This is a genomic window from Pontiella sp., assembly GCF_041622395.1.
GTDB lineage: Bacteria > Verrucomicrobiota > Kiritimatiellia > Kiritimatiellales > Pontiellaceae > Pontiella.
On sequence record NZ_JBFJYW010000168.1, the window covers coordinates 1 to 8,497 of the forward strand.

Sequence of the window (8,497 nt, forward strand, 5' to 3'; positions counted from 1 at the left end):
CCTGCGCAACCGCCTTTACGACACCATTTTCGAGGTCTTTGTTTTCACGCTGGCCGTGCTGGGGGTCCAATATGCCTTCTCGTTTCATAGCACGGAAGGCGACATTTTCCACATCAACGATCCCACCATGGTGATCCTTGCGCGCATCGCGGCCATGGTTTCGGCCCTGATTTTTCTCGAGCTCGCCCTGCGCGGGCACCTCGCGCCCGGCGGCGGGTTTGCCGCCGGCGTGGCCGGGGGATCGGCCATTGGTTTGGTTGCGCTGACCGGCAACGTCCACGCGCTTTACGACTTTTATCAGCGCCGCCACATTGCCACCGTCGAAAAAGCCATCGTTCTGCTGATCCTCCTGGTTGCGGTCGCCTTTCTATGCGTTCCCGACGCGCAGCTCGCCGGCCAACCGATCAGCGTGGCGGCGATTGTTCTGCTCAACATCCTGATCGCCTCCAAAGTGGCAATCGGCTCCTGGACCATCGTACTTCTCTTCATCCGGCACCGCGGGCTGCTTTAGCCCCACTGCGGCCCGCCGCCGCGCCGTTTCGCATTCATCCATGAATTGGCGTGTCAACCGGGGGGCTCCGTGCTAGAAACCCCACTTTATTCGAAGGGTTGTTACATGGGGAAAAAACTAAAATTCGGCGTGGCCTGCGGCGGCACGGGCGGCCACATCTTTCCGGGACTGGCGACGGCCAACGAGCTGGCGCTTCGGGGTCATGAGGTTACGCTTTGGCTGGCCGGAAAAGACATCGAGCACGACGCCGTGAAGGCCTGGCCGGGCAAGGTGGTCACCATTCCGGCGGAGGGCTTCCAGTTCGGCCTGTCGCTGAAGAGCCTGCAAACGATCGTCAAGTTGCGCAAGGCCTATCGCCTCGCCCTTGGCGCCATGCGCCAGGAGAAGCCGGACGCCGTTTTGGCCATGGGCAGCTACGCCTCCTATGGCCCCGTCAAAGCGGCCACCAAACTCGGCATCCCCTATGTCCTGCACGAAGCCAACCTGATTCCCGGGCGCGCCGTTTCTTTGCTGGCCCGCAAGGCCGACACCATTGCGGTGAGCTTCGAAAAAACCGGCTACTATCTCAAGCACCACAACCTCGTCACCACGGGCATGCCGCTGCGCAAGGAGCTGGAACTCGCCAGTGCCAAACCGCGCGCGGAACGAGCCGCCGATGCGCCGATGCGCATCCTGGTGGTCGGCGGCAGCCGCGGAGCGCAGGCGCTCAACGAAACCGTCCCCAAAGCCATCGCCGCCGCCGCGGAAAAAGGGATGAAGGTCGAAGTCGACCATATCGCCGGGTTGCAGAACTCCGCGTCGGTCGAGTCCGCCTATGCCCCGCTGGGCTCAAAAGCCCGGGTCCATCAGTTCGTGCAGCACATGGAAAACCTCTATCTCAGCACCGATCTCGCGATTTGCCGCTCGGGCGCCGCCACCTGCGCCGAACTGGCGGCGTTCGGGGTGCCGGCCTTGCTGGTGCCCTACCCGCACGCCATCCGCAACCACCAGATGAGCAACGCCCGCATTCTGCAGGATGCCGGCGCCGCCGACGTCGTCTCGCAGGAAGACCTTTCCGCCAGCTGGCTGCGCGACTACCTGCTCAGCGTTTCCGAAAAACCCGCGCGGCTCGGGCGCATGGCCACCGCCATGAAAAAACGCGGCCAGTCCGATGCCGCCGCACGGCTCGCCAACCTGCTGGAAAAGATTGCCGGGGCATAGGGAAATGGATCCGGTAGCCCTTGCCGAACAACTGATTCAGCGCGGCGGCCACGTCCATCTCATGGGCATCGGCGGCATCGGCATGGCCGGAGTCGCCTGGTTGCTCAAGCAGCGCGGCTTCACCGTCTCCGGCTGCGACCTGCAGCAAAACCGGCAGACCGGCTGGCTCTCGAAAAACGATATCGATATTTTCGCGGGGCACGACGGCGCCCACGTCTCCGGCCAGGTCGACTGGCTCGTCCGCTCCACCGCCGTACCCGATTCCCACCCCGAAGTTCGCCGCGCACGCGAGCGCGGCATCCCCGTTTCGCGCCGCGGCGAGGTGCTTCCCGCCTTGATGCGCGACCGCACCTGCATCGCCGTAAGCGGAACGCATGGTAAAACCACCACCACCGCCATGATCGCCCAGGTGCTCGATTGCGGATTCTGCGTCGGCGGCGAAATCGCGGGCCTCGAAGGCGTCGTCGCCCGCGACGCCGAAATCATGGTGGTCGAGGCCGACGAATCGGACGGCACCGTCGCCGGCTATTCCCCCGACTATGCCGTGATCACCAATATCGAATACGACCACATGGAACACCACGCTTCCGAGGCCGCATTCATCGGTTGCTTCGAGCAACTCATCCGGCAAACGAAGAAAGCGGTCTACTACTGCGCCGAAGACCCGATCGCGTCCCGCGTCTGCACGGGCATAGCAAAATGCGTTCCCTACACCTTTCCTTCGCGGCCCTTCAAGTTGCCGTTGCCCGGCAGGCACAACCAGCTCAACGCCGCTGCGGTTAAAGTGGTTGCGTCTGTCTGGAAGCCGGAGGCGGAAATCGAGCGGGCCCTGGCCGGGGTTCGGCCCATTGCGCGGCGCTTCGAGCCCGTCTTCGAGGGCGCGGGCATCCGCATCGTTTCCGACTACGCCCACCATCCGACCGAGATCGCCGCGCTCATCCAAACCGCGCAGGAGCTGAAGCCGCAACGGTTGCTGGGCATTTTCCAGCCGCACCGCTACACGCGCACGCGGGCGCTCGGCAACGACTTTCCGCCCAGCTTCGAAGGCCTGGAGCAGCTCTGGCTCGTGCCCGTCTATGCCGCTTCGGAGCAACCGCTCGCGGGCGGTACCTCCGCCGACCTGGCCGCGCGCTTCCCCCGCCATTGGGACGGGCGTTTGCACGCCGCTCCCGACATCGCGTCGGCGTGGGAGGCCATCCGCAAGCAATTATGCCCCGGCGACTTGCTCTTGATTATTGGCGCGGGCGACATCGAACAACTCGCCAACTCCGCCAGAACATGGCGGCCCGAGGACCGGAACGCGCCCTCCCCCGCCCCCGTTTCCGCCGAAAATTCCGCCGCCGAACCGCGTATTTTACCGGAGTGAAAAAAAACGCAGAATTGGCCTTGCCAAGGCCGAGGGGTTTATCTATCTTCTGCACCTCTTTTAAACAAAAGGCTGAGTAGCTCAGTTGGTCAGAGCGGTGGAATCATAATCCATAGGTCGTGAGTTCAAGTCTCACCTTAGCCACCAATTCAACCCCCCTCTTCTTTTAGAGGGGGGTTTTTTGTTGCCCCCGCGCCCCGAAGCGAAAGATCCGCCTCCACCGCAAGATATGCCGCTTGAACCGCAACGATTGCGACCGTATGGTTCGCCCATGACTGAAGAAACAAACAAGCGGCCGGACTGGGACGAATATTTCATGGACATCGCCCACGTGGTATCCAAGCGTGGAAACTGCTCCCGCCGCAAGGTGGCCGCCCTGATCGTGCGCGACAAGCGGATCATCTCCACGGGCTACAACGGCACCCCGCGCGGAATCGCCAACTGCTACGAAGGCGGTTGCCCGCGCTGCGCATCGAATGCGCCGTCGGGCGAGGGGCTCGGCGAATGCATCTGCGCGCATGCGGAGGAAAACGCGATCGTCCAGGCCGCCTACCACGGCATCAGCGTGCGCAACGGCCTGCTCTACTGTACGCTCAGCCCCTGCCTGATGTGCACGAAGATGATCATCAATGCGGGCATCAAGGAAGTGGTCTACGAAACCGAATACCACTTCACCGAACAGGCGCGCGACCTGTTCGCCACGGCCGGGATTCTCTGCCGGCAGTTCAAGCGAAAATAGGACCATCGGCAGTGAAATCAACGGCGACCATCATTGTCTGCGGCCTGGCGTTGGCGTCAACGGCGTCAACCCACCCAACCAGCTTCATCCCCGGCGAAACCGCGGAATACAAGGTTTCGTGGATGGGCATTCCGCTGGCATGGTCGACGACCTCCATCGACGCCACGAACGGGCTGATCCGCATCCGGCAGGTCTCGCAAACCTACAAGGCCTATACGCATATCTACCAGGTGGACGACGCCACCGAAGTGATGGTCGACCCCGCCACCTCCTTGCCGGTCTCGCTCGATTTCAAGTTGAACGAAGGCAGCATCCGCAAGAGCCACTTCACGCGCTTCGACCACGCCAACAAGCAGGCCGTCTTCATCGACCGCATCTCCAACACGACCAATACGGTGGCCATCCACGAAAACACCCGCGATATCCTGACGTTCCTCTACTCGGTCCGGAACCAACCCCTCCAATCACTGGCGAACGAAATCCACGAACTCTATGTCGAGGGCAAGATCTATGAACTCGGCCTCGAGCTCCACCGCACCAAGGGCCTCCATCTCCCCGAGTACGGCAAGGTCGAATGCACCGAGATCGAGCCGCTCGCCGAATTCGACGGCCTGTTCCTGCGGCAGGGGAAAATCTTCTTTTGGGTTTCAAAGCAAAACCGCCGTATGGTTACATGCATAGAAGCCAAGGTGCCCGTCGGCAAGATCAACGTGAAACTGCAATCGGTATCGGGACCGGGCGACGATTTTTGGGTGAGGAGCGAATAGACGACATGAAGATAACCGTACAACGTGCGCAGGAATTGCTGTGCCACGCGAAGAACAAACAGATCCTGGTGGTGGGCGATCTAATGATGGATCGCTTTGTTTATGGCAGCGTATCGCGCATCTCGCCCGAAGCCCCGGTTCCGGTGGTCCATGTTTCGCACGAGAAAGCGATGCCTGGCGGCGCCTGCAACGTGGCCTCCAACCTGCTCGCGCTCGGCGGCAAGGCCGCCATGGCGGGTATCGTCGGCCAAGACGTCGTCGGGGCCGAACTCAAGGGCCAGCTCCGCGAAAGCGGCGTTGCTCTCAACGCCGTCATCGACACCGAGAACCATCCGACCTGCGTGAAAACCCGCATCGTCGCCGAACGCCAACAGGTCGTGCGCGTCGATCGCGAGGAATACCTTCGCGTCTCCGCGAGCGAAATGGCCCGCTTCTGCCAACTGATCGAAACGGAAATCGCCGGGGCCGACGGCGTCATCATCGAAGACTACGGCAAAGGCTCCGTCCAGCAAGCCGTGGTCGACACCGTGCTTGCCGCCGCCGCAACGCGAGGGATTCCCGTCGGCTACGACCCGAAGGACGACCACATCCTCAAGATGGAAGGCGTCTCGGTCGTCACCCCCAACCGCAAGGAAGCGTTCGGCTCCGCCGGCGTGGCCGAAGGCAAGCCTTGCAACAATCCGCTCGAAGACGAAGCCCTGCTCGAAGTCGGCCGCATCCTCGACGCAAAATGGAAAGCGCGCAACACCCTCATCACCCTCGGGCCACACGGCATGCTGCTGTTCAACGAAGGCGCCAACCCGCAGCACATCCCCACCCGCGCTCGCGAGGTGTTCGATGTCAGCGGCGCGGGCGATACCGTGATTGCCACCTACGTCCTCGCCCTCGCCTGCGGCGCCACCTATCTCGAAGCCGCCGAACTCGCCAACTTCGCCGCCGGCGTCGTTGTGGGCAAACTCGGCACCGCCACCTGCACCCAGCAGGAACTGATCGACTATATGACCGCCCACAAGGAGGAAATCCGATGAGCAAAATCGTAGGCGTTATTCCATCGCGCTGGGGATCGACCCGGTTTCCGGGCAAGAGCTTGGCCATGATCTCGGGCAAACCGATGGTGCAGTGGGTGGTCGAACGCGTGCTGCAGGCCAAAAAGCTCGACGCCGTGATCGTGGCGACGGACGACGAACGCATCGCCGAATGCGTGAACGGCCTCGGCCTGGAAAACGTGAAAGTGGCCATGACCCGCCCCGACCATCCGTCGGGCACCGACCGCATTGCCGAAGCCGTACAGGACTTGGCGGTCGATGCGATCATCAACGTGCAGGGCGACGAACCGTTGATCGATCCGGCACTGATCGACGAGTTGGCGGACGTGATCGCCTCCGGCGAGTGGGACATGGCCACCGCCGCCACGCCCATTACCGACGAGGACCAGATCGGCGACCCCTCCGTGGTCAAGGCGGTCTTCAATCGCCACGGGCAGGCACTCTACTTTTCACGCGCCTCCATTCCGCACATCCGCGAGCCGCGCGGGGAACCCGAACCGGGCATCTATTGGCGGCATATCGGCATCTACGCCTACCGCCGCGACTACCTGCTCCGACTGGTCGCCGAACCGCCCTGCGAACTGGAAAACCTGGAAAAACTCGAACAACTCCGCGCGCTCGACATGGGGTGCCGCATGAAGGTGATCCAAACGCAGGATTTCGGCATCGGCGTCGATACGCCGGAAGACGTCGCCAAGGCCGAGGCGCTGCTGGCGAACCGGTGAATACTCAACCCCAACGCCTTGCGGGATAGCCCATACGATCATGTCGACCTACACACAGATTCTATACCACATCGTCTTTTCCACGAAAAACAGGGAACCGGTTTTGGAGAAGCAAAAGCTCGGAGAGCTGTACCGCTACATCGGCGACATAGTTCAAAAACGCGACGGCCATCTCTACGGCATTGGCGGCGCGGCGGACCACGTTCATCTGCTCTGCTCCCTGCACCCCGCCGTCGCCCTGGCGGATCTAGTGAAGGAAATCAAAACCGCGACGTCGAGCTGGATCAAATCGGAAAACATCTTCCCGGACTTTGGTTATTGGCAAAGCGGCTACGGCGCGTTCACCTGCTCGCCGGACGCCAAGGAGCACGTCGTGCAATATATCATGAACCAAGAGCGGCATCATGAAACGGAATCCTCGCCCGATGAACTGAGACGCCTGCTGGCCGAATCGGGCATCGAATACGACGTGGAATATTTCGAATGATCTTGGGAGAGCCCTCCGGGGTCTGTTATTTTCCCGCCGGATTCCACGGCTTTCAACCCGTGGTACGGAATGCAAAGAAAACAAACCCCAACGGGGTTGCCCAACAGGAATGACGACATGGCAAAAACAATTAATGTTAAAGGTGTTAAATTTGGCGGCAAAAATCCGCTGGCGATGATTGCGGGCCCCTGCGTGATCGAGAGCCGCGAAGGCTGCATGGCGATCGCCGAAAAACTGGTTCAACTCTCGAAGAAGCAAAACATCCCGTTAGTGTTCAAGGCGTCGTACGACAAGGCCAACCGCACCTCGATCAATTCCTATCGCGGCCCCGGCATCGAGGCGGGCCTGGAAATCCTTGCGGAAATCAAAGAGAAATACAACGTGCCCGTGCTGACCGACGTGCACTCCGTCGAGGAGATCAAGATTGCCTCGAAGATGGTGGACATCATCCAGCTGCCCGCCTTCCTGATCCGCCAGACCGACATCGTGGTCGCGGCTGGCGAAAGCGGAGCGGTCGTCAACGTGAAGAAGGCCCAGTTCGCCGCCCCGTGGGACATGAAGAACGTCGTCAAAAAAATCGAGGCCACCGGCAACACGAAAATCATGCTGACCGAACGCGGCGCCTCCTTCGGCTACAACACGCTGGTGGCCGACATGCGCAGCCTGATCATCATGGCCGAAATGGGCTACCCGGTCATCTTCGACGCCACCCATTCCGTGCAGTCGCCCGGCGGACAAGGCGACACCTCCGGCGGCGACGGGCGCTTCGCCCCCTACCTCGCGAAAGCCGCGGCGGCGGTCGGCGTGGACGGCATGTTCATCGAAACGCATCCGAATCCCACCGAGGCCCTCTCCGACGGACCCAACATGATTCCGCTGGCCGACCTTTCCAAGCTCTGGAAAAAGCTCGATGCCATCGACAAAATCAAATAGCCGCCCCGCCGCCCATGCCTTCGCCGAGCACGAACTCGGCGAGAAGGCTGGCGAAAGACACCGGATCGGAATCCGGCGCTACGTGGCCCCGGTTTCCATACCGGGGTTCGTCACCCGAGGGGTCAGTCACCCGAGGGGTCAGTCACCCGAGGGGTCATCACCCGAGGGGTCATCACCCGAGGGGTCATCACCCGAGGGGTCATCACCCGAGGGGTCAGTCCCGGAATCTAGTAATCGCCCTCAATCGCTCCCGCTTTTCAAGCAGGGCTTCGTCCGTGGTTTCATCGATTCTTTTGGGATAGCGCGACAGAGGCGGGAAGGTCTCGCAGACTCGACCATTCACGCCCTACAATCCTTTACCAAGAGCCATTGGGGGTAAGGGCGGGTTCTATACGTTCAACCACCAAGTTCGTAAGGTGAAGAGCTTCCTCCTTTGCGACTTTTACGTTCTGTTGAGACATTCCGTGCGCATTTGCTTTTCGAGGTTAAAGCCACCTCGTAGCGGCGGCTCTACGGCGATACCATTCGCTCCCTGTGTTGCGCGAAGTTCCCTTCCCGCGGACGCCACGGGATGTTCCTGAATGGAAAGGCCGCCGGCGAAGACGCAGGCGTGCTGCGGTAGTAGCGCCGCGAGCGGTAGTCGTAGGCGAAGGCGTGGGTGTCGGCTTCCGAATCGAGGGCAACGGCCACGAGGCGGTTGTCTTCGTCGTAGGCGTAGGACGA

The 8,497-nt window shown here is 61.5% G+C and carries 10 protein-coding genes and 1 tRNA gene; 10 read left to right on the forward strand and 1 reads right to left on the reverse strand.

All coding sequences use genetic code 11. The features are described 5' to 3' along the window. From ABYO54_RS10515 to kdsA, 10 genes are all read left to right on the forward strand, one after another. The coding region (locus ABYO54_RS10515) for an MnhB domain-containing protein (protein ID WP_372808204.1) at positions 1-511 on the forward strand (511 nt) is incomplete at its 5' end. Positions 512-616: 105 nt separating this feature from the next. After that, the gene (gene murG, locus ABYO54_RS10520) at positions 617-1,711 is read left to right on the forward strand and encodes an undecaprenyldiphospho-muramoylpentapeptide beta-N-acetylglucosaminyltransferase (RefSeq protein WP_372808205.1); all 1,095 of its coding nucleotides are present in this window, start codon (positions 617-619) and stop codon (positions 1,709-1,711) included. Positions 1,712-1,715: 4 nt separating this feature from the next. Then, positions 1,716-3,077: a UDP-N-acetylmuramate--L-alanine ligase gene (locus tag ABYO54_RS10525; RefSeq protein WP_372808206.1), complete on the forward strand. Its 1,362-nt coding sequence runs from the start codon at positions 1,716-1,718 to the stop codon at positions 3,075-3,077. A 70-nt stretch (positions 3,078-3,147) separates the two neighbouring features. Next, positions 3,148-3,224: transfer RNA gene (locus ABYO54_RS10530), tRNA-Met, on the forward strand. A gap of 124 nt (positions 3,225-3,348) precedes the next feature. Beyond that, on the forward strand, positions 3,349-3,816 hold the full coding sequence (locus tag ABYO54_RS10535; protein ID WP_372808207.1) for a cytidine/deoxycytidylate deaminase family protein: 468 nt from the start codon (positions 3,349-3,351) through the stop codon (positions 3,814-3,816). A gap of 11 nt (positions 3,817-3,827) precedes the next feature. Then, positions 3,828-4,583, forward strand: a complete 756-nt coding sequence (locus ABYO54_RS10540) for a DUF3108 domain-containing protein (RefSeq protein WP_372808208.1) — start codon at positions 3,828-3,830, stop codon at positions 4,581-4,583. 5 nt (positions 4,584-4,588) lie between these two features. Beyond that, positions 4,589-5,611, forward strand: coding sequence for a D-glycero-beta-D-manno-heptose-7-phosphate kinase (rfaE1, locus tag ABYO54_RS10545; protein WP_372808209.1), 1,023 nt, complete (start codon positions 4,589-4,591; stop codon positions 5,609-5,611). Further along, a complete protein-coding gene (gene kdsB, locus ABYO54_RS10550) occupies positions 5,608-6,354 on the forward strand; it encodes a 3-deoxy-manno-octulosonate cytidylyltransferase (RefSeq protein WP_372808210.1) in 747 nt (248 codons plus the stop codon). Before rfaE1 ends, kdsB begins: the two co-directional genes overlap by 4 nt. A 40-nt stretch (positions 6,355-6,394) precedes the next feature. Then, on the forward strand, positions 6,395-6,841 hold the full coding sequence (tnpA, locus tag ABYO54_RS10555; RefSeq protein WP_372808211.1) for an IS200/IS605 family transposase: 447 nt from the start codon (positions 6,395-6,397) through the stop codon (positions 6,839-6,841). Positions 6,842-6,958: 117 nt separating this feature from the next. Then, complete coding sequence (kdsA, locus tag ABYO54_RS10560) at positions 6,959-7,774, forward strand: 3-deoxy-8-phosphooctulonate synthase (RefSeq protein ID WP_372808212.1); 816 nt, start codon at positions 6,959-6,961, stop codon at positions 7,772-7,774. A 510-nt stretch (positions 7,775-8,284) separates the two neighbouring features. On the opposite strand, the gene ABYO54_RS10565 is transcribed toward kdsA, so the two are convergent. After that, positions 8,285-8,497, reverse strand: a 213-nt coding sequence (locus ABYO54_RS10565) for a hypothetical protein (protein ID WP_372808213.1), incomplete at its 5' end; no start/stop codon positions are given.